The 21,413-nt window shown below is 69.1% G+C and carries 12 protein-coding genes; 7 read left to right on the plus strand and 5 right to left on the minus strand.

Going from position 1 to position 21,413, the window contains the following annotated elements:
* Nucleotides 1-2 precede the first annotated feature (2 nt).
* Nucleotides 3-728, minus strand: coding sequence for a response regulator transcription factor (locus ABD208_RS08425; RefSeq protein WP_344101517.1), 726 nt, complete (start codon nucleotides 726-728; stop codon nucleotides 3-5).
* Nucleotides 729-1,209: 481 nt separating this feature from the next.
* Here ABD208_RS08425 and ABD208_RS08430 point away from each other — a divergent pair, with 481 nt between their 5' ends.
* From ABD208_RS08430 to ABD208_RS08440, 3 genes are all read left to right on the plus strand, one after another.
* Complete coding sequence (locus ABD208_RS08430; protein WP_344101519.1) at nucleotides 1,210-4,839, plus strand: LamG domain-containing protein; 3,630 nt, start codon at nucleotides 1,210-1,212, stop codon at nucleotides 4,837-4,839.
* A 62-nt stretch (nucleotides 4,840-4,901) separates the two neighbouring features.
* Complete coding sequence (locus tag ABD208_RS08435) at nucleotides 4,902-11,483, plus strand: RHS repeat-associated core domain-containing protein (RefSeq protein ID WP_344102275.1); 6,582 nt, start codon at nucleotides 4,902-4,904, stop codon at nucleotides 11,481-11,483.
* Between the two features lie 2 nt (nucleotides 11,484-11,485).
* Nucleotides 11,486-11,752 (plus strand): hypothetical protein, encoded by a 267-nt coding sequence (locus tag ABD208_RS08440; protein WP_344101521.1) that lies wholly within the window; start codon nucleotides 11,486-11,488, stop codon nucleotides 11,750-11,752.
* A 310-nt stretch (nucleotides 11,753-12,062) separates the two neighbouring features.
* On the opposite strand, the gene ABD208_RS08445 is transcribed toward ABD208_RS08440, so the two are convergent.
* Nucleotides 12,063-13,742 carry a DNA repair helicase XPB gene (locus tag ABD208_RS08445; RefSeq protein ID WP_344101523.1) on the minus strand — a complete coding sequence of 560 codons (1,680 nt, stop codon included), beginning with the start codon at nucleotides 13,740-13,742 and terminating at the stop codon, nucleotides 12,063-12,065.
* A 122-nt stretch (nucleotides 13,743-13,864) separates the two neighbouring features.
* Nucleotides 13,865-16,345 (minus strand): helicase-associated domain-containing protein, encoded by a 2,481-nt coding sequence (locus tag ABD208_RS08450; protein WP_344101525.1) that lies wholly within the window; start codon nucleotides 16,343-16,345, stop codon nucleotides 13,865-13,867.
* Nucleotides 16,346-16,535: 190 nt separating this feature from the next.
* Here ABD208_RS08450 and ABD208_RS08455 point away from each other — a divergent pair, with 190 nt between their 5' ends.
* Together ABD208_RS08455 and ABD208_RS08460 are read left to right on the plus strand one after the other, a co-directional pair.
* Nucleotides 16,536-16,913 carry a cold-shock protein gene (locus ABD208_RS08455; protein WP_344101527.1) on the plus strand — a complete coding sequence of 126 codons (378 nt, stop codon included), beginning with the start codon at nucleotides 16,536-16,538 and terminating at the stop codon, nucleotides 16,911-16,913.
* 34 nt (nucleotides 16,914-16,947) lie between these two features.
* Nucleotides 16,948-17,757 (plus strand): DUF3027 domain-containing protein, encoded by an 810-nt coding sequence (locus tag ABD208_RS08460; protein ID WP_344101529.1) that lies wholly within the window; start codon nucleotides 16,948-16,950, stop codon nucleotides 17,755-17,757.
* Nucleotides 17,758-17,782: 25 nt separating this feature from the next.
* Here ABD208_RS08460 and ABD208_RS08465 read toward each other — a convergent pair whose 3' ends face one another.
* Entirely contained in the window at nucleotides 17,783-18,016 is a 234-nt protein-coding gene (locus tag ABD208_RS08465) for a DUF2530 domain-containing protein (RefSeq protein WP_344101531.1), read from the minus strand.
* A 4-nt stretch (nucleotides 18,017-18,020) separates the two neighbouring features.
* Nucleotides 18,021-18,584: an arsenate-mycothiol transferase ArsC gene (locus ABD208_RS08470; protein ID WP_344101533.1), complete on the minus strand. Its 564-nt coding sequence runs from the start codon at nucleotides 18,582-18,584 to the stop codon at nucleotides 18,021-18,023.
* Between the two features lie 172 nt (nucleotides 18,585-18,756).
* Here ABD208_RS08470 and ABD208_RS08475 point away from each other — a divergent pair, with 172 nt between their 5' ends.
* Complete coding sequence (locus tag ABD208_RS08475; protein ID WP_344101535.1) at nucleotides 18,757-20,706, plus strand: DUF4012 domain-containing protein; 1,950 nt, start codon at nucleotides 18,757-18,759, stop codon at nucleotides 20,704-20,706.
* A 98-nt stretch (nucleotides 20,707-20,804) separates the two neighbouring features.
* On the plus strand, nucleotides 20,805-21,341 hold the full coding sequence (locus tag ABD208_RS08480; RefSeq protein ID WP_344101537.1) for an LPXTG cell wall anchor domain-containing protein: 537 nt from the start codon (nucleotides 20,805-20,807) through the stop codon (nucleotides 21,339-21,341).
* Nucleotides 21,342-21,413 lie beyond the last annotated feature (72 nt).

The raw sequence follows: 21,413 nt of genomic DNA on the forward strand, positions 1-21,413 counted from the left end.
GTTCAGGATGCCGCGCGCAGCAGATAGCCGACGCCGCGCTTGGTGTGGATCAGCGCGGGCAGCTTGACCGGACCGTGCGGGCTGTCGAGGGTCAGGTGGTCGATCTTGCGGCGCAGGTAGGAGATGTACGACTCGACGATGTTGGCGTCGCCGCCCCAGTCGTACTGCCAGACGTGGTCGAGGATCTGGGCCTTGGACAGCACGCGGCCCGCGTTGAGCATGAGGTAGCGCAGCAGCTTGAACTCGGTGGGGGACAGGTCGATCTCGATGCCCGCGCGCCGCACCTCGTGGGAGTCCTCGTCCATCTCCAGGTCGCCGACCTTGAGGACCGCCTCGTCCTCCGGCACCGGCGTCCCGGTGCGGCGCAGCACGGCGCGGATCCGTGCCACGACCTCCTCAAGGCTGAACGGCTTGGTGACGTAGTCGTCGCCGCCGACGGTCAGGCCCTGGATCTTGTCCTGCGTGTCGTCGCGCGCGGTCAGGAACAGCACGGGGGCGTGCTTCCCGGTGGCGCGCATGCGGCGCGTCACGGTGAAGCCGTCCATGTCGGGGAGCATCACGTCTAGCACGACCAGGTCCGGGTCCAGGTCGCGGACCAGCTGGAGCGCGCTGTTGCCGTCGGCAGCGGCGTGCACCTCGAATCCCGCGAATCGCAGGGACGTGGCAAGGAGCTCACGGATGTTGGGCTCGTCGTCGACGACGACGAGCCGCGCCTCTGGTGTCGCCATGTGTCCAGTCTGCGACCGCTGTCTGACACTTTCCTGGGAACGGGGTGGACGGGTGCGGCCAACCCTACGGACGGGGTGGTCGTGGAGATTTTGTGCAGAGTGCATTACCCAACCTTGGCAGATCGATCCGCGGAATTTCGCCGTTCAAGCGGCCAGGGTGAGACCTATTTTTCATCCATTTTTGACTGAATGAAGCACCTTTCCGTCAGTGTCGGATACCTGAGGTATTTCTCCCCGTGGCATGATCCGCTCCGGCAAATGTGTCGTCGCATCCCGGATGGATGCTGCCCGCGCGGCTGCCGGTCATGTCGCCATCGGTCCGGGAGGCCATGTCATGCAGGTCCGTTCGCTGGGCCGTGGGTCCGTGCCAGGTGTTCGACGTCGAACAGCCGCTGCCGGGATCTTGGCTGCTGCCGCGTTGCTGGGCGGCCTCCTGGTCCCCGCCGTCATGCCTCTGGCGTCCGCGGCGGAGGCCCCGGTCGTGGAGCCGCCGTTCGAGGGCCCCGAGGTCGAGCAGGGCCCGGTCGGCGACGGTCTCGCCGACGACGGCCGGCCGGTCGAGGTGGCGACGGGTGACGGCTCGGTGCCGCCGGAGGAGTTTGAGGTCGCCTCCGAGGCGGAGCAGACGGCCCTGGCCGAGGCGACCGAGAGCGGTGAGCCCGTCGAGGTCGTCGAGCAGCGTCACGAGCTGGGCGAGGTCTGGGCGCTGCCGTCGGGCAAGCTCGAGGGCCGCGAGTTCGTGGTCCCGCGGTGGACGCGCAAGGAGAGCGGTTGGGTCCGCGTCGACACGACGCTGGAGCCGACGGTCGACGGTATGGTCGCGCCTGTCGCGTCGACCGTGGCGACCGAGTTCTCCGGCGGCGGTGACGGGCCGCTGGTGCGGCTGGAGCGGGCCGGCCGGGTGCTGGAACTTTCGTGGCCGGGCACCTTGCCTGCTCCGGTGCTGGAGGGAGACACCGCCCGGTACGTCGAGGTGCTGGAGGGCGTCGACCTACGGATGACCGCGACCGAGGCGGGCTATACGTCGTACGTGATCGTCAAGACACCCGAGGCCGCGGCTTCGCCGGAACTGGCGGCGATCCGCTTCGGTCTGCAGACCGAGGGCCTGGAGGTGGGTACGACGACGGCGGGCGGCTTCGAGGCGACCGACGCCAGCGGTGCGGCCGGTGCGGTGTTCGAGGCTCCGCCGGCGTCGATGTGGGACACGGTTGCGGGGGAGCCGGCGTCGACGGTTGATGCCGGCGCCTCGGTCGAGGATGCCGCTGCAACAGCGGACCCGAAGGCTGGGAGCGCCGAGGGGGCCACAGACTCCGGTGACTCCGCAGTCATGGCGATGCCGTCGGACACCCCTGGCGGCGATGCCGGGAACGACGACTCGGGTGGCGCGCCTGGGGTGCCGGATGACCTAGCCCGGGTGGAAACCAGGCTCTCGGCGGACGGCGGTGCGCTGACGCTCGTCCCGGACCAGGAGCTGCTGACCGACCCGGACACGACCTTCCCGATCGTCATCGATCCTCAGCTTCACACCCCGAAGCCGGGGGCATGGGCCTCACCCAACAAGTCGTACCCCGACAACATGGGGTGGATGTTCAACGGAGAGTCCACCCAAGGACTCGGCAACTGTGCCGGCTGGTACGACTGCGGGAGCGGGTCGACGTACCGGCTCTTCTATCAGTTCGACGTGTCGCGGTTCAAGGGAACCAGGATCATTTCTGCCGAGTTCGGTGTGAAGAACGTCCACTCGGCCGTGTGCTCGAACCACCGGGTGGATCTGTGGCGTACCGCGGCGATCAACTCGTCGAACACGTCGTGGAACCTGACCACGAACACCGGGTTCTGGAAGGAGCCCATCGCCAACAACTCCTTCCATTACGGTGGCAGCCAGTCGACTTGCCAGAGCCCGGACTATGCGCGGTTCGGTATCAAGGACACGGTGCAGCACTTCGCGGACGAAGGATGGAGCCGCCTCACGTTGGGGCTGAAGGCGTTCGACGAGCCGGACCCCTCCTACTGGAAGAAGTTCTCCAAGGACGCATACGTGCGGGTGGAGTACAACCTTCCGCCGAACCGGGTGAAGTCGACGCAGCTGTCGATGGACCCGGGCGGGTCGTGTGCGAAGCAGGAAGACGCATCGCGGATCCGGACGATCGGCAATCTGGTCGTGTCCCAGGCCTCGGACCCGGATCCGGGGGACCGGATCCAGGTGCGGTTCACCATCACGGACCTGAACAACAACACGGTCTGGACCTCCGGCCTGGTGCCGACGGGTGACAAGGCGAGCCCGTCGCCGTTCACGCAGGGGGTACCCGCGGAGCAGATTCCGGAGAACAAGATGCTGCGTTGGGCTGTGCGCGTGTTCGACGGGGATGACACGGGGATGTGGTCCTACGAGGAGTCGGGCTGGCACTGCCATTTCGTGTACGACACCTTGGTGAAGGGTGCTCCGACCATCACATCGGCACAGTGGCCCAAGTCGGACCCCGCGGATCCGGACGACCCGTGGCACGACGGCGTCGGTCAGTCCGGTGAGTTCAGCTTCTCGCATCCGGCCTCGGACGTGGTGAAGTACCGGTACGAGATCGGCACGCCGGTGAAAGATTCGAGCCCGGAGGTTTCCGCGTCCCGGCACGGCTTCTGGATGATGCCGTCCGAACCGGGCGTATACACGATCAATGCCGTGGCGTTCGACGGGGCGGGGAACAAGTCCAGTACCGGGACCTATCAGGTCCGGATCGGAGCGGGCAGGCCGCCCGTGTCGAGCTGGGGCTTCGACGGCGAGACAGGCGACAGTCCGTTGACGTTGTCGGGAAATGCTCATGTGGCGCAGCCGGCTACTGCGGTCTCGGGCAAGGCCCTGATGCTGGACGGGGCCGGGGATTCGGGGATGGCGGGTCCGTCGGAGCGGGTGGCGACGTTGTACTCGTTCGCGGTCGAGGCGTGGGTGTGGCTGGACGAGTTCTCCGCGGATCAGGCGGTCGTGGTGTCGCAGACGGGTCCGGACTATATGGACTACAAGCTCTACTACACAGGCTCGGCGGACGGACGTAGCGAGAAATGGGCGTTCGGCCGGTACACGTCGGAAAAGACGATCGTAGCGGCGTCGTCGGACGTGCTGGTACGGAAGAACCGATGGACACACCTGGTCGGTGTCCACAACTCGGTGACTAACCAGCTGCGGATCTATGTCGACGGCGTGCCGAGCACACCGCGGGAGTTCACTGACCCGACGCCGGGAGACGGACCTGTCACGATCGGTGCGGGACGTTACGCCTCGACAGCGGGGGCGACGTCGCATGTACCCGGGAGGATCGACGGGGTGCGGCTGTACAACCGCTTCGTACCGACCGAGGAGGCCAAGCTTCTTGCCGGCCGGCGCCCGTATGTGGCCTCCCGCTGGACGTTCGAGACGCAGAACGCTGACGGGAGCTTTCCGAACGACTACGTGAACAGTTCCGAGGTACGAGGGCCGGCTCTGCTCGGGATCAACGGACCGGTGACGGACATCGGTGGGCCCAAGGTCGGCGACAGCGCTATGGCGTTGAACGGCACCCAACATGCCTACACGCCATTCGGGCAGATTCCGGTGGATACGACGGAGAGCTTCACGATCGCGGCCTGGGCGCAGTCGGCCGCTGACCTGAATTCTCGGGCCACAGTGATGTCCTTGACCGGGAGCAACGAGTCCGCGCTGCAGGTGCGTGCGGCACCGCAAGTCGACGTAGAGACTGAGGCGACTGTCGTGGACTGGGAGCTCGTTGTTCGCAGTTCTGATGGAAGCAGTGCAACGGTGTCCCAGCTGACCGGCGATTGGGCGGGGCCGTACACGACGGACTGGACGCATGTGGCGGTCACGTTCGACCCGGTCGCCCGGACGGCCCGCTTGTGGATCAACGGCGCCAGCCCGACAACTGCGGGCCAGATCGAAGAGACCGAGCTGTTTGCCGCCGAAGGGCGGGCCGCGTTTGGCGCGCGGCTTACCGGGGGCGAATGGAGCGTCAAGTGGCCGGGCTTGATCGACGACGCGTGGATCTACCGCGGGGCCTTGTCCAGCGCGCAGGTCGAGCGACTGGCTTTGGGCGACAACCTTGCGACGGAGGTTCCGGCGCCATGAATCGCGGGGGCAGACGGGGAATGCAGGTCGGATCGGGCGGCATGAGGAACCAGGGCGTGGAGATGAACTCGATGAGCAGCAGAACGCGAGCGACCGCTGAGGGGCCGCGGGCGCTTCAGCGCTGGCAGAGCAGCGACGGGCGATGGCGTCCGCTGGCGCTCTGGGCCGGCATGTCGGCGACGACGGCTCTGCTGGCCACCCTGCTGGTGCCGGCCGCTGCTGCGCCCGCGTCTGCGGTCACCAAGGAGCCGCCGACGCCGGATCTGGGGACCGTGGTGGCCGGCGCGGACGCGCGCACGCGGGCGCCGGAACTTCCCGAGGTGCCGGTGGTGTCTGCCGCGGGCCAGAAACTGCCTGCGGGGGGATCCGCCACCGTTCCGGTTGCTTCCGCTTCGGCCACCGAGAGCACTCGTACTGCTGCGACGTCGACGGCGGCTCCGACCGTGGTGGGCGGTCTGCCCGTCGCGGTGCGGCAGTCTGGCGGTACGAAGGCCGAGAAGGTGTCCGTCCGCGTTCGCCAGGGCTCTTTGGGCGCTCCCGTGGTCGAACTGCGTCTTCCCGAGGCGGCGTCGTCGTCCGGTACGAAGACTGCGACCGGGACGACGAGCCCGGCTGCCGTTGACGTTGAGCTCGACTACTCGAAGTTCGCGGGTGCATACGGCGGGAGCTACGGCGACCGCCTGGCGTTGACCGGTAAGAACGGCAAGCTGGTCCAATTCGTCAACGACACCGAGAACCAGACGCTGACCGCACACAAGGTGAAGCTGTCGGCCGCCAGTGCGACGACCCTCGTCGTCGCTGCCACGACCTCCGGTGGTGAAGGAGACTTCGGGGCCACGCCGCTGGCGAAGTCCGCGTCGTGGAGCACGGATCTGCGCTCCGGATCGTTTTCCTGGAACTACCCGATCGCGGTCCCGGACGTGCCCGGATCCTTCACCCCGCAGCTGGGTCTGTCGTACAACTCGGGCGGGATCGACGGGCGCACGTCGAACACGAACAACCAGAGTTCGCTGGTGGGCGACGGGTTCGACCTGTGGCCGGGTTTCATCGAGCGTAAGTACAAGGCATGTTCTATGGACGACGTGAAGAACGACGCGGGCCGCGCGATCGGTGACCAGTGCTGGGACTATGACAACGCGCACATCTCATTCAACGGAGCCGCGGGTGAGCTGATCCCGGCGGGGACCAACACGTGGAAGCTGTCCAAGGACGACGGGACGAAGGTCGAGTTGCTGACCGACTCCGCCCGCTCGAACGGTGACAACAACAACGAGTACTGGCGGGTCACGACGCCGGAGGGTGTCCAGTACTACTTCGGCTACCACCGCCTGCCGGGTTACGCCTCGGGTGACTCGGTCACGCACTCGACCTGGACGGTACCGGTGCTGGGTGACGATGCGGGTGACCCCTGTCATGCGTCCACCCGCGCGGCGTCCATCTGCGACCAGGCGTGGCGGTGGAACCTGGACTACGCGGTGGACCCGTCGGGCAACGCGATCTCGTACTACTACACCAAGGGCACGAACTACTACGGCAAGCTGGGCGACCCGGCGAACAACGCGGACTACATCCGTGGCGGGACGCTGAGCCGGATCGACTACGGCTTGGCCTCGGGTGATGTGTCGGGCGCGACGCCGCTTGCGCGGGTGTCCTTCGGGTACGAGGAGCGCTGCATCCCTGGTGAGGTTGCGGGCTTCCCGTGCGACTCGATCAGCACGCAGCCCAACGGCTGGTTCGACACACCGTGGGACCTGAACTGCAGCTCAACGGGCACCTGTGACAACGGGCGGACGTCGCCGTCGTTCTGGGGCCGTAAGCGTATGACGTCGATCACCACGAACGTGCACCTGAACGGTGCGTTCACGCCGGTCGACAACTGGGAGCTGAAGCACAGGTGGGGGACCGCCGATGTCGACTACCAGCTCCTGCTGAAGTCGATCACCCGCACTGGCAAGACCGGTCACGCCACGGACACGAGCCTGGCCGGTGATGTCACGCTGCCGCCGGTGACGTTCTCGTACGAGCAACTCGCGAACCGGCTCGACGACACCGGGGACGGGCAGGCGCCGTTCGTCAAGGAGCGGTTGGCCACGATCGTCGACGAATCGGGGGGGCAGGTCGATGTCGGCTACTCCCAGCCGGCCTGCCAGGTAGGCAACCTGCCGGTGGAGAACAACAACGACACCCGCTGCTTCCCGCAACGCCGGCTGCCCGGTGCGGAGCTCTCGCCCGTAACTGACTGGTTCAACAAGTACGTGGTGACATCGACGGTGACCACGGATCTGACCGGCGGTGCACCCGATTCAGAGACGAGATATCAGTACCTGGGTGGTGGTGCGTGGCACTGGGACGACTCGAACGGGATCACGCCGGACGAGGAGAAGACCTGGTCCGACTGGCGCGGCTACGGGCACGTGCGAACGACCAGTGGGTCGCCGACGCAGCAGTACAGCCAGAGCGATTCGTGGTTCCTGCGCGGCATGCACGGCGACCGGTCCAACCGCTCCGGCGGCACCCGGTCCGTCACAGTGGAATTGGAAACCGGCGAGGGCGACCCGATCACGGACAGCGACTGGCTGGCCGGGTATGCGTACAAGACGGCCCAGTACTCCGGTGTCGGCGGGGCGATCGTGTCCAAGGCGGTCAACCGCCCGTGGTGGCATCGCACAGGGATCAAGGAGCGGACCTGGGGCACGATCCGGTCCGGGTTCTCCGGCACGAGCCAGACACGCACGTTCACTTCTCTCGGAACCGGTGGCGCGCCATGGCGCGAGACCCTGACCGAGACGACCTACGACGCCGACGTGGCGGCAGAAGGCGATATCGTCGCGGGCCGGGTCGTGGAGATCACCGAGCGAGGTGACATCAACGAGTCGGGCGACGAGAAATGCACGAAGATCAAGTACGCGACGAACCCTGATCTAAACATCCTGACCTTGCACCGGCGCAACCAGACCTGGGCGGTGCGATGCGACCAGACGCCAGACCGCGAAGCCGGCGAGGTCATCAATGACGCCCGGTACGCGTACGACGGGTCGGGTTACACCGGCTGGCCGAGGGAGGGGCGCATGACCCGGACAGCGGACCTGATCGGGTACGACGGCACGACCGCGAAGTACGTCGAGGCGTCCTCCACCTACGACGCCTACGGGCGCGTCACCAAGGTGACCGATCTCTCCGCGGACGTGACGGCACCGAGCTACGGTGACGGCACGCTCGTCCGCGCCGCACGCACGGATGGGCGTGCCACGACGACGTCGTACACCCCCGCGACCGGGTTCATGACGTCGATGACGGAGACGACGCCGCCCGCCGACCCCGCGGTGGCGACCAGCGCGCTGACCACGACCACGAAGGTGGACCCGCGCCGCGGCACGCCGACGGTCGTCACGGATGCGAACGGGTACACCACGGTGGTGTTCTCCGACGCTCTGGGGCGCACAGGGAAGGTATGGCTCGCCGACAGAGCCACGACTCAGCTGCCGTCCATGAAGTACACCTACCGGATTATTGACGGTGAGCCTGCTGCGGTCGGTGCCACCGTCCTGAACGACCAGGGTGAGCAGCGCACGTCGTGGACGATCTATGACGGGATGTTGCGGGAACGCCAGACTCAGGTTCCCGGCCCTTCGGGTGGGCGGATCATCGCTGACAGGTTCTATGACGCGCGCGGCCTGAACTACAAGTCGTACCTGGACTACTACAACGACCAGGCCCCGGCTGCGGCGATCTTCGACCCGTACGAGTCGTCGTCGGTCGACACGATGATCCGGACCGACTTCGACGGATTGGGCCGCTCGATCGAGACCCGGACCAGTTACACCGACTCAGACTCCCCTGCGAACATCCTGGACACCACTCGCTGGAAGTACCGTGGTGACCGCACTACGACGATCCCGCCGCAGGGCGGCACGGCGACCACAACGCTGGTTGACGCGCTGGGGCGGACCACACAGATCCGTCGTCACACGGATCGTGCCGGGGCCGGTCCGGATGATACGTCGGGTTTCGATACGACGTCGTACACGTATACCCGGCGCGGGGAGCTGGCTTCGGTCACCGATCCGGAACAGAACACGTGGACGTACAGGTACGACCAGCGGGGTCGTGAGGTCTCGACCACAGATCCGGACGCAGGCACCACATCGACAACCTACGACGACCGTGGTCAGGTCGTCACGGTCAAGGACGGGGCCGACAAGGTCACCTGGAACAAGTACGACGGGCTGGGCCGACCCACCGAGTTGCGGACCAACAACGCGACCGGCACGCTGCTGAAGTCGTGGACGTACGACACGGTTCCGGGTGCGAAGGGTCAGCTCGCGTCATCGACCAGTTACTCGGGCAGCAACGCGTACAAGACCTTGATCGGTGACTACGACCGGCTGTACCGGCCGCTACGGACAGTCACCCAGATTCCCGAGTCTGAGGGTGACCTGGCGGGTAACTACATCACTGCGGCCGCTTACACGGTTTCGGGGAATCTACTGGGGCAGCCGATGGCGTCCCTGTCCGGGTCGCAGGACAGTCTCGGAATCGTGTACACGCGCGATTCCTACACAGGCTGGGTCACCGGTACCAGCGCAATCAATGGTGTTGAGGCGGAGCACACGTACGACTACGTGGGCAAGCTGATGCAGACCGAGATGTATGGCGCGACGGGTAAGTCGCTGTGGGCGACGAACACCTATGAGGATGGCACCAACCGGCTCTCGACGTACCGGATCGACCGCCTCGACCAACCGGGTGTGGACCGGCACGAAACCTACGAGTACGACGATCTCGGGAACATCCTCTCCCTCACCGACGTCTCCCGCACCGGTACCGACGTGCAGTGCTTCCGCTACGACCACCTGGCCCAGCTCACCGCGGCATGGGCGCAGGACACCGCGGGCTGCGCCAATTCGGGGGCGGCAGCGGAGTCGGCGGGCCTCCTGGGTGGGCCGGCGCCGTACTGGCACCGATGGACGTATGACGAGGCAGGCTCGCGCCTGACCGAGATCCAGGAAGGGATCGCGGGTACCGCAACTCCGGCTGATGTGAACCGCACCTACGGATACGACGCCGCCCAACCGCACACCGCGACCAGCGTGAACCAGTCTGCAGAGGCCGCGGGCGGCAGCCCGGCGGTGGACTCGGTCGAGAACTACACCTACGACGCCGTCGGCCGGACCACATCCCGGCAGATCAGCGGAGACACCCAGCACCTGACCTGGGGCGACGACGGACGCCTCAGCAAGGTCGAGAACGCCGACGGCTCGACGACACAGTACGTGTACGACGCCGAGGGGAACCGGCTCGTCGGACGCAGCACCGATACCAGCGGAAAGACGACCGCGACCCTGTACCTGGGGAATGTCGAGTACACCGCTACGTCAACCTCACCTGGGACGACGACCAGGACGCAGTACATCGATCTCGGCGACGGGCACATGGCCGTGGTCGAGAACGGCGGCAAGACGACCTTCACGCTCGCCGACCATCACGGGACCGGGCAGCTCACAGTCAACGCCGCAGACCTGTCCCAGGTCGCGCAACGCCGTACCACGCCCTTCGGCACGGAACGGGGCACGGGCAGCCTAACGCCCGAACAATGGCCCGGCACCCGCGGGTTCGTCGGTGGGTTGGACGACCGGGAAACCACTGGCCTGATCTCCCTCGGGGCACGTGAGTACGATCCCGGGTTGGGCAGATTCATCTCGCTGGACCCGGTCATGGACCTGACCGACCCCACCCAGATGCACGGGTACGCGTACGCCAGTAACAACCCCACCACCGTCTCCGACGCCACTGGGCTGTGTGACCTCGGTGCGGGGCACGACTGCACTTCCGACCCGTGTGCCGGTGCCACGTCTTGCATCCCCGAGGGCTCCGACGAACGCGAGTGCTACACCGCTCAGGCTTGCGACGACTTCCCGGGCTCCACCCCTGTCGGCCCTGGAGTTGGGGGGGGAACGACCACCACCACAACCGGAGGTGGCACGACCGGCGGCACTGCGGCTGACGGCGCAGGGACCACGGGCCCCGCTGCGACCGGCCCGACCGAGGAAGAGATCGCCCACGCCAGGGAAGTCATGGACAAGTCCGTGGCCGACGTCGCCATGGAACTTGGCTTCGAACTCCTCAAGGAGTTCATCGGCTACAACGACTTCATGGGCTGCCTCGGTGGCGACATCGCTGGCTGTGCCTGGCTCATCGCCGGCATCACGCCCTGGGGCAAGGGCGTCAAAGCCATCAAGGCCGCCTGGAAAATCGTTGAGGGCGTCCAAGCCTTCTACAAGACTCTCGACAAGGCTCGAGGTGTTGTTGCCGCAGCTAAAGCGACCAAGAAGACCAAGAGCCATGTTTTGTGGACGGGCGGTGATGTATCAAAGGATGCTGCTCGGGCGTATGCTGAGGCTAATGGAGCGAAGACTCTGGAGATGACCGCCACGGGTCGGGTGTTGGAAAAACTTCCCAGCGGGCGCGTGACGAATTGGCTGTGGGGTCGCGCATCCGCACGCTTCGCCCGGGGGGCGAAGGGGGATGTTCATGTATTCTTTAACAGGAACGCGCCCCCACGTCCTGGATCGGTTTATGCCAGAGTCGAGCGCCCGATCCTCGTGGAACAAGGGAATAGAATCGTTCCCCATATGGTGGGGTGAATATGAACGAGACCTTCAAGAAAAATTGGCGGGGATGGATCCGTTCATCCGATGGCTACGCGATCCGCATCGGAAGTCGCACGGGTATCGACTATCGAGATGACCGGGGTGAGTTTCGGATCGATGCTGAGCAAATGTTCGACCCATGGCAAGAGGTGGTAGTACTCATACGATCAATCCCTGACACCGAAGAGCGGCCTCGTGCTGAAGTTGTAGAGCGCCTGGGCAAGTTGTTTGATTATGCAGGTCGAATACTTACCTTGGTTTGAATATTTGGATGCTTCGGCAAGGATCAAACATCGACATCGCCCGTTCGTTCCACGCAGGTGCGGATACGCCGCTGACAGTCAAGCCTGACGGTATGGTGATGGGCGGCAACACCCGCAGGACGGGGCGGTGTCTGTTCCTGGAATCTGCAGCGTAGAGCCACGCCACCAGCATCATCGTCGATGCTGTCGTCGTTTCCGCGGGCCGGTCGCATGCAGGTGAGCGGACGGAATCGCGGTCCTACCCGCCGTACTGCTCGGCCCTTGAAGTGGGGGCGAGCCAGAACATCCGACGTGCATCTGGACGGCGCGATCACACCGCGGCGTCCAGGTCCTCAGCGTCAACGATCCGGTACGCGTACCCCTGTTCCGCCAGGAAGCGTTGCCGGTGGGCCGCGAAGTCCTGGTCCACGGTGTCCCGGGCTACCACCGCGTAGAAATGCGCGGTGCGTCCGTCCGCCTTGGGCCGCATGATGCGGCCCAGGCGCTGGGCTTCCTCCTGCCGGGACCCGAACGCCCCCGACACCTGGATCGCCACCGACGCCTCCGGCAGGTCCACCGAGAAGTTCGCGACCTTCGACACCACGAGCCGTGAGATCTCACCGGACCGGAACGCCCCGAACAGCTTCTGCCGCTCCCGCACTGTCGTCGACCCCGTGATAAGGGGCGCGTCCAGATGCGCGGCCAGCTCCTCCAGCTGATCCACGTACTGCCCGATCACCAGCACCTGGTCGTCGGGATGCCGCGCCACCAGCCGCTCCACGACCCGGTTCTTCCCGGGCACCGACGCCGCCATCCGGTACTTGTCCTCCGGCTCCGCGGTCGCGTACGCCATCCGCTCGGACTCGGGCAGCGTCAGCCGCACCTCCACGCAGTCGGCCGGCGCGATGTACCCCTGCGCCTCGATGTCCTTCCACGGCGCGTCGAACCGCTTGGGCCCGATCAGCGAGAACACCTCGTCCTCCTTGCCGTCCTCGCGCACGAGCGTCGCGGTCAGCCCCAGCCGCCGGCGCGCCTGCAGCTCCGCCGTCATGCGGAAGATCGGCGCGGGCAGCAGGTGCACCTCGTCGTACAACACGAGCCCCCAGTCCCGCGCGTCCAGCAGCTCAAGATGCGTGTACACGCCCTTCCGCTTGGTGGTGAGCACCTGGTAGGTCGCGATGGTGACCGGCTTGATCTCCTTCTTCGCGCCCGAGTACTCGCCGATCTCGTCCTCGGTCAGCGTCGTCCGCCGCACGAGCTCGTCGCGCCACTGCCGGGCGCTGACGGTGTTGGTCACCAGGATCAGCGTCGTCGTCCCCGACTTCGCCATCGCCCCCGCGCCCACGATCGTCTTCCCGGCCCCGCACGGCAGCACCACCACACCGGACCCGCCGTGCCAGAACCCCTCCACCGCCTGGGCCTGGTAGGGCCGCGGTTCCCACTCGGCCGGCTCCTCACCGGGCGACCGCGGCGTCGTCACCGGCGACAGCGCGATCGGGTGCGCCTCCCCGTCCACGTACCCCGCCAGATCCTCGGCGGGCCACCCCAGCTTCACCAGCACCTGCTTCAGGTGCCCGCGCTGCGAGGGATGCACGACGACGCTCAGCTCGTCGAGGGCCTCGCCCACCAGCCCCGCCGTCTTCTTGCTGCGCAGCACCTCGACCAGCACCGCCTTGTCCGTCGCGGTCAGCACCAGCCCGTGCGTCGGATGCTTGTGCAGCTGCAGGCGCCCGTACCGCGCCATTGTCTCGGCGACGTCCACCAGCAGCGCGTGCGGCACCGGATACCGCGAGAACTCGATGAGGGTGTCCACGACCTGCTCGGCGTCGTGCCCCGCCGCACGCGCGTTCCACAGCCCCAGCGGCGTCAGCCGGTAGGTGTGGATGTGCTCGGGCGCGCGCTCCAGCTCGGCGAACGGCGCGATCGCCCGGCGGGCCTCACCGGCCCGCGGGTGGTCCACCTCCAGCAGGAGCGACTTGTCGCTCTGGACGATGAGCGGGCCGTCGGCCATGTGATTCCTCTCGTGGTTCTCCCGGGTTTGCGTCTCCCAGCAGCCTACGACCATGTCAATTCGATCGATGGAAGCGCAACCATCGGCCGAGATGACATGGTCGGGCGTGTGTCTCCGACCTCTCAGGGAGTATCCGCCGGAGCCACCCGAGCTATGCGGTGCACCGCGACCGTGAGCTCGGCGTCGCGTGCCGGATCGACCGCCCGCAGCCGCCCGCCGTCGAGCCGCAAGGGCCGCAGCGTCCGTCGTTCCAGCTTCCCGGCCGCCCCGACGACGTCGACCCGCACCAGCGACCCGTCGCGCACCGCCTCGCGCAGGAGAGCCAACCCGTCCGCGGGCGGTTGTGTTCCCGTGCCGCCGTTGCTGTCCGACGACGGCCGTGGCCGGGTCCGGCCCGTACCCGGCGGCGGGTGCGGGCCGGACGCGTCGGAGGCCGCCTCGAGTTCCGCACCCGAGGCCCGGCGGGCGTCGTCGTCGGCCGATCGCAGGGCGGCGACCAGCGCGGACAGGTCCGCCTCCGAGCGGCCCGCCAGGGCGGCCTCGGCGGAACGCCGGGAGGCCTCCGAACCGGGGTGCCCGGGATACGCGCGCGCCGGACGGCTCGTCGGCGCGGGACGGCCGCGCGCCCCCGCGCGCCGCACGTCGAGCACCCGGCCGCCCGGCCCTTCCAGGGCCGAGACGACGCCGCGTTCCCGCAGCGTCTCGTGCAGCAGCGCGGGCGGCACCGCCGCGATGAGCACCGTCGGCGCCAGCCGCACGAGCCCGAGATGGGCCAGGGCCGGATCCCGTTCCAGGCCCGCGAGCGTGACCTCGTCGGCGGCCCGCAGGTACGACGACGCCGTCCCCACCCGCACCGCCCCGTGCCGCCGCGCGGTGTCCCGGACGAGGTAGTCGAGCGGCTGCGGCACCGGGAGCGGCGAGTACCGGGCGAGCTCGGCGAGCAGGTCGTCGGCCGTGCGCCCGCGGTCCAGCGCGCGGGTCACCGACGCGGGCGAGAACCGGACCGTGGTCGCGGCGCCGCGCGACTCGGTGTCGGCGGTCAGCTCGACGAGCCGGGCCAGCGTCCGGGAGGGCCGTCCCGGGACGACGCCGGTCAGGTCGCCCTGCAGCAGGATCTCGTCGACCTCGGCCGGCAGGATCTGGCGCAGCGCACCGGCGAGGTCCTCCTGCTCCACCAGGGCGCGGCCCGGCGGGGCCAGGGCGCCCGCACCCGTGACGCCCAGCGTGGCCGCCTCCGCCAGGAGGCCGTCGATCGCCTCGCGCGGCGGGGCGTTGCGCGGGGACTCCCAGGTGAGGATCGCGGTGACTTCGTCCGCGGTCAGGGCGTGCTCCGACGCGGCCAGGATCCGCAGCACCGAGGCGCGCAGCCGCGGGACCCAGCCGCGTTCCAGGTCCTCGGACAGCGCCGAGCGCAGCGCGCCGCCGTCGTCCCGCGAACCGACGCGCCACGGCGTGCGGCGCGAGGTCAGCCAGGTGCGCGCGGGTTCGGCCCAGCGGTCGGCGTCCGCCAGCTCGTCCCAGGACGAGTCCACCGGGACGAAGCTCGGCTCCGGTTCGCCGTCGTCCCGCACCAGGCCCGCACCGGCCGCGAGCTCGACGACGAACGCGGCGCCGTCGTCCCCGCACTCCATGGCCGCCGCGAGGCGCTTCAGGTCGCGCACGCCCAGGCCGCCGTTGCGCAGCACGCGCGGCGGGTCGTCGGACCACAGGGTGCGCAGCACCGTCAGGCGGCGCACCAGTTCCAGGGCGGCGGCCGCGGACTCGGCGGCGACCGTTGCCGCCGGCACGGCATGCCCGGGCGGTTGCGGGCGGAGCTCGGGTGCGCGGTGGGTGCGGCCGTCCCGCAGCGCGAGGGCGACGTCGCGGGGCAGCAGCACGTGCTGGGCGTCGGCGCGGCTCAGCAGGCTGCTGGTGATCAGGGCGTCGACGGCCTCGCGGTGCCGGGTACCGGCCGCGGGGAGCCGGCCGATCGGGGGACCCCAGGCGAGGGCGTCGAGCACGGCGCGCTGATCCTTCCTGGCGTGGGCGATCCGCGCCGGCAGGGACTCCGCGTCGGCCGCCGGGTCGCGGCGGGCGGGACCGAGGCCCGCGACGTGCGGGCCCAGGATCTCGCCGAGACCGGGAGACGGCCGCAGCGCGCCGTCGTCGTCCCAGATCAGGGCCATGGCCAGAACGTTCCCGACGGCCCTGCCGATCGCCTCGGACCCGGCGGCCGGCCCCGGCGCCCCGGACGAGCTTTGCTCGACGACCACGAGGTTTCCGTCGAGGGCACTCGGCCGATGCACGGGAAGTTCGTGGTCGCCCACCGAACCTCGGGTCGCGGCCCCCAGGAGGACCGGGATGTCCGCTATCGGCTTACCCGGTAGTGCCGTGACCGCCTCGACCACCTGCAGCTCCAGCGCGTTCACCAGGGTCAGCGCGCGTTCCAGCGAGGTGTGGCTCGACGCGCGGGCCGCCAGCGAGCGGAGCGTGGCCGGAGAGGGCACGGCCAGGTCGCCGCGCGTGCGCAGCAGCGCGACCAGCGCGGTGTCCGGGCGCTGCCGGAGGTGCCTGGCGAATTCCCAGGTTGCCGTCGCGGGAGCCTCGGGGAGCGATGAGGCCATCGGCGACAATGCTACGGCGTCGCAAAACGCATGCGGCGAACGCGCCCGGGCAATGGAGGCGACGCTTGCGGCACCTGCCCGGTAACCTTGTGCACTGGCCCGTCGTACCCGCAGCGCAGGACCGCGGGGCCACGGCCGCTCATCCGTCACGGCGAGCCTGCGCTCGCCACCCCAGCAGGAGAAGGTTCAGGTGCCCACCGGCAAGGTCAAGTGGTTCGACGCCGATCGCGGCTTCGGTTTCATCGCGGACGACGACGGCAGCGAGGTGTTCCTCCACGCCTCGGCGCTGCCTGCCGGCGTCGTGCCCAAACAGGGCGCGAAGGTCGAGTTCGGCGTCGCCGACGGCCGCAAGGGCCCGCAGGCGCTGGCCGTCAAGGTGCTGGACGCGCCGGTGCCGTCGGTCGCCAAGAACAAGCGGACGTCCCCCGATGACATGGCCGTGATCGTGGGCGACCTGCTCAACGTGCTCGACGCCGCGGCTGCCAGCCTGCGCAAGGGGCGGTACCCCGCCAACTCGGAAAATATCGCGAAGATGCTGCGCAAGGTCGCGGACGACTTCGCCGCGTGACCGACCACACGTGAGGCCCACAGTGACTGCAGCGATGACATCGACGACCACCGCACCGGCCGCGGCCGCACCCGTCCGCGGCCTGCGCCGCTTCACCACGCGGACCAGCCGGGACGCCGTGCTGAACGGCGCCGTCGACCTGGCGCGCGCTGCCGCGGAGGACGTCGCGGACCAGCCGGGCGACGTGGGCGAGCACCTCGGCGCGGGCCTGGACGCGGACCGCGTCGTCTCGCACCGCTTCGCGGCGACGATGCGGGGCTACCGGGGCTGGCACTGGACGGTGACGGTCGCGCGCGTGCCGCGGGGCCGCACCGTGACGGTCTCCGAGGTCGAGCTGCTGCCGGGCGACGAGGCGATCCTCGCCCCGGCCTGGGTTCCCTGGGAGGAGCGGCTGCGCCCCGGCGACATCGGCCCGGGCGACACGCTCCCGTTCCGCGCGGACGACCCGCGCCTGGAGCCGGGGTACGTGCCCACCGGCGACCCCGAGGTCGACGAGGTCGCGATCGACGAGCTGGCGCTCGCCCGCGCGCGCGTGCTGTCCCCGCAGGGCCGCGACGAGGCGGCGGAACGCTGGTACCGCGGGTCACGGGGGCCGACGTCGGCGGGCGCGGTGGCCTCGGCCTCGGAGTGCCTGAGCTGCGGCTTCCTCATCCCGCTCGCGGGCCCGATGGGCCAGCTGTTCGGCGTCTGCGCCAACGAGTGGTCGCCCGACGACGGCAAGGTGGTCTCCCTCGACCACGGCTGCGGCGCCCACTCGGAGACGGACGTCGAGGCTCGCCCGAGCGACTGGCCGGAGGCGTCCCCGCTGCTGGACGACGACGCGGTGGACCAGCTGGATTCCTGACCGCGGCCGCCGGCGGTCGCCGGGTTCAGCGGCGGCGGGCCCAGAGCAGGCCCGGGAGGCCCAGGGCCAGGCCCACGGCGCAGATCGCCGCCGAGGTCCACGGCCAGAGGCCCGTCCAGCTCAGGACGACGGCGAGGATCAGTCCCAGCGCCCAGGACGCCATGCCGTACAGCATGACGCGCACCAGGTCGGCACGCGGTGCCGGCGGGCTGGGGCGGCGGCGTTCGGGGTGCGCCAGCAGTTCGATGATGGTGGGCACGAGTTCAGTGTAGGGAGATCGCCCGGAACACCGGCGCGAGGGCTCCGGTGATCTCGTCGAAGGACGTGCGAAAGGTCTCGTCGGAGCGCCCGTAGGGGTCGACGACGTCGTCGGCGTGGCGGCGCCCCGCGTGCCGGGGGCGCTGCGCCAGGGCCAGGGGGAGGAGCGCGGCGAGGCGGGCGGCGTCGTCGGGCAGCGTGGCGGGGTCGACGGCGCCCGGCGGGATCGTGCCGACCAGCCGGCCGAACTCGCGCAGGGTGAGGGTGCGCCGCACGGCGGCGGGCACCTCCTCGACCACCCAGGCCCGGTGCCGCGTGGTGAGGGCCAGGACGAGGTCCGCCTCGCGGATCAGCCCGGCGGTCGCCTGGCGCGCGGCGAATCCCGTGACGTCGGCTCCCGCCGCGATGAGCAGCCGTGCCATCTGGCCGGCGACGGGATGTCCCACGAGGGCTCCGGTACCGGCGCTGGAGATCCGGACGGAATCATCGAGACGGGCCCTGAGCAAGGCTTCGGCGGCGGGCGAACGGCAGATGTTTCCGGTGCAGACGGTGAGTACGTTGTACGGCATATTCCGCGGACCTATTCCTTGGCTCGGATCTCGTGGGGATATCAGGGCTTATCACGGTTGCGCAGGACCGCGGGCGGACCCAGAGGTAACCTACCGCGTATTGCGGCATTCTACTGGAGATATCCGCCTGAATGCCTGGATCTGGATGTCTGAATTTCGGTCAGGGGGACCAGTGACACATCCGGGATGGGGCGAGAAATGGGCGGAGACGCCCGCGCTCACCGTGGAGGAGCCGGAGCCGGGAGAAACGGCCGGGCCGGAACCGCTGGATCCGGGGCCCGACGGTTACCGGCGTCCGCCGTCGGACCGGAACTGGGTGCGGCCGCCGCGGGAACGCGTGCCGTTCTGGACGCAGCGGCGCCGCACGGCGCTGCGCGCCGCCCTCTGGGCGATCGCGGCGCTCGCGCTGCTCCTCGGGCTCGTCGTCGCGTGGGTGGTGTACGACGCCGTGCGGGCGCGGGCCGCGCTGGCCGACGCCGCCCGCGGGGTCGCCGCGTTGCAGGCGGACGCCCTGGAGGGGCGGGTCGCGAATCTCGACGAGCGGGTCGCGCGCCTGCGCGAGGACGCCCGGGCCGCGCACGACGCGACCCACGGGCCGCACTGGTCGCTGGCCCGGGAGCTGCCCGTGGCCGGGCCGAGCGTGGTGGCGATCTCGACCCTGACCGAGGTGGTCGACGAGCTCGCGCGCGGGCCGCTGCCGGAGCTGGCGCGGAGCGTGGAGCTCACGGATCCGGCGGCGTTCGCGCCGGTCGACGGGCGGGTCGACCTCGCCCCGCTGGAGAAGGTTGCCCCCGACGTCGTGCGCGCGGACGAGTCCGTGGGCCTGGCGGCCCAGCGCGTCGCCCGGCTCGACGGGCAGATGCTGCCGCAGGTCCGGGACGCCGTCGGCCGGCTCGGCGCGCAGCTCCAGAGCCTCCGGGCGACGACGGCGACCGCCGCGCGGGCCGCGGACGTGCTGCCGGTGATGCTCGGTTCCGAGGGCCCGCGCGACTACCTGGTGCTGGTGCAGAACCCCGCCGAACCCCGCGCGCTCGGCGGGATCCCGGGCACCGTGCTCCAGCTGCGCGCCGACGAGGGCAAGGTGACCCTGACCGGCCAGATGTCCGGCGGCATGATGGGCAACTACAAGGAGCCGGTGCTGCCGCTGACCCAGGACGAGCGCGTCATGTTCGGGCGGCAGGACGAGCTCGCGCGGTGGATGCAGAACGTCACCCTCACCCCTGATTTCCCGCGCGCCGCCGAGCTGGCCCGGGAGATGTGGCGGCTGGAGACCGGCAAGGAGGTCGACGGCGTGCTCACCGCCGACCCCGTCACCCTGGAGGCGCTGCTGCGCGGCGGCGGCCCGGTGTACGTGGACGAGGGGCGGGTGGAGCCGGGGGATCTCTCGGAGTACCTGCTCAACGGGGTCTACCTGGAGCACGAGGACCCTGCCACGCAGGACGCGATCTTCGCGGGCGTGGCGGAGCAGGCCTTCGCCCGGCTGTCGGCCGGGCGCGGCGGCGAGCGGAACATGATCGAGGCGCTCGTCGTGGCCGCGCGACAGGGGCGCCTGCTGGTGTGGTCCGGCGACGAGGCGGTCAACCGCCGGCTCGAGGGCACGGCGCTCGACGGCTCCCTGAGCGGCGTGCGCGGGGACTCCCCCGTGGTGGGCGTGTTCACGCAGGGGATCAACATGGCCAAGATCGCCTATTACCTCGACACGGCGGTGGACGTGCGGGTGATCGGGGAACGCCCCGACGGATCGCGGGAACTGGCGGTGACCGTCGGGTACACGTCGAAGGTGCCCGAGGACCAGGTCGCGACGATGCCGGAACGCCTTCTCGGGTACGGCGAGGAGAATCCCGGGCAGATACGGCTGCGGTCATTGGTGTACGCGCCGGCGGGCGGTTGGATAACCGGCGCGGAAATGGACGGGAAAGAAACTGGACTAACCCCGAAGAAGCAGGGCGAACTCTCGGTCGCATCGCGTGACATCAAACTTTCACCCGGCGCGACAGCCTCTGTGACCTATGTAATGATCACCGGGAAGCATCAGTCCGGAGATGTCATTCTTCGTGTAACTCCAGGCCCAAGGCCCGCTGATATCACGATCTCCGACGCGGATCCGGCCAATGCTGAATGAGGTCATTCGGGCTCCGGCAGGGACTGAGGCGCCGGGGTCCGAAGTCAGGTGCCGAGCGCACCTTCACGCAGCAGAACGCAATTACAGGGGAAATCACAATGCTTCGACGCATTATCGCCGCTGCCTTCGCGCTCGCGGCCCTGATCATGCCCGTCGGCGCGACCAGCGCTGTCGCAGACCAATACGGACCGGACGAGTTCCCGTGCACCATCGAGCTCCAGGACGGGGTCGTCACCGAAGGTGAGACCGTGCACGTGGAGGTGTGGTGCGCCATCGCCAGCACCGGCACCATCGTGGTCACCGACGAGGACGGCGACGTCGTGGACAGCGAGGAGGTGACGGTCGGTGCCGGGGAGACCGTCATGTTCACCATCACGGACCTGCCTCCGGGTGACTACACCATCTCGTTCTGCGACGCCGACGGCGAAGAACTCGCCGAGTCCGCGTCGCTGACGGTCCTGCCCGCCGCGGTGCCGGGCGACGACGGCGACGACGACCCGGTCGTCCCGGACGACGACGGTGACCTCGCGGCCACCGGTCCGACGAGCCTGCCGTACCTGGCCACCGCCGGTGCGCTCCTGCTCGCCGGCATCGCTGCTCTCGTCGTGACCCGCCGGGCACGCAGCCAGGCCTGAACCGACCGAAGGCCGCGGTGGTCCCTGGGACCGCCCGGCTGATCCGACGAGTAACTCACCGGGCCGTGCGCG

Source organism: Myceligenerans crystallogenes (assembly GCF_039529775.1).
Lineage (GTDB): Bacteria > Actinomycetota > Actinomycetes > Actinomycetales > Cellulomonadaceae > Myceligenerans > Myceligenerans crystallogenes.

Coding starts and splice junctions, on each gene's coding strand:
- ABD208_RS08450 (WP_344101525.1), bottom strand. CDS start 16,345: ATGGCCTCATCGCTCCCCGAGGCTCCCGCGACGGCAACCTGGGAATTC.
- ABD208_RS08435 (WP_344102275.1), top strand. CDS start 4,902: ATGAACTCGATGAGCAGCAGAACGCGAGCGACCGCTGAGGGGCCGCGG.
- ABD208_RS08425 (WP_344101517.1), bottom strand. CDS start 728: ATGGCGACACCAGAGGCGCGGCTCGTCGTCGTCGACGACGAGCCCAAC.
- ABD208_RS08480 (WP_344101537.1), top strand. CDS start 20,805: ATGCTTCGACGCATTATCGCCGCTGCCTTCGCGCTCGCGGCCCTGATC.
- ABD208_RS08445 (WP_344101523.1), bottom strand. CDS start 13,742: ATGGCCGACGGCCCGCTCATCGTCCAGAGCGACAAGTCGCTCCTGCTG.
- ABD208_RS08470 (WP_344101533.1), bottom strand. CDS start 18,584: ATGCCGTACAACGTACTCACCGTCTGCACCGGAAACATCTGCCGTTCG.
- ABD208_RS08440 (WP_344101521.1), top strand. CDS start 11,486: ATGAACGAGACCTTCAAGAAAAATTGGCGGGGATGGATCCGTTCATCC.
- ABD208_RS08460 (WP_344101529.1), top strand. CDS start 16,948: ATGACATCGACGACCACCGCACCGGCCGCGGCCGCACCCGTCCGCGGC.